Consider the following 269-nt stretch of genomic DNA (forward strand, 5'->3'; position numbering starts at 1 on the left):
GGTATCGTTTTCGTTGATAACAGGTAGTACGCGCCATTCTAATAACTGTGTCAGCGCACCTGTCGTATTAAGGTAACGACTACGATTGGACAAGTCATCATGAGTCAATAAGAGCTGTGAGCTTTGAATGCCATGCTGAATCAAAGCTGACCACCATGTTTCAATCAACCCCATTTGTCCAATAGAAGCGCAGGCTTGTAGTGCGGCTAGTTTCTTAGGACGTTCCTCAAGGTTCATACGCACCACACCTTCAGCAACGGCACCTGATG

1 pseudogene is annotated in these 269 nt (G+C 46.5%); it reads right to left on the reverse strand.

Annotation, left to right across the window (positions count from 1 at the left end):
- Positions 1 to 269 (reverse strand): annotated as a pseudogene (locus tag SB725_RS31445) (glutamate 5-kinase); the annotation flags it as partial.

The organism is Pseudomonas sp. SIMBA_041 (genome assembly GCF_046535095.1).
GTDB classification, from domain to species: Bacteria; Pseudomonadota; Gammaproteobacteria; order Pseudomonadales; family Pseudomonadaceae; genus Aquipseudomonas; species Aquipseudomonas mucoides.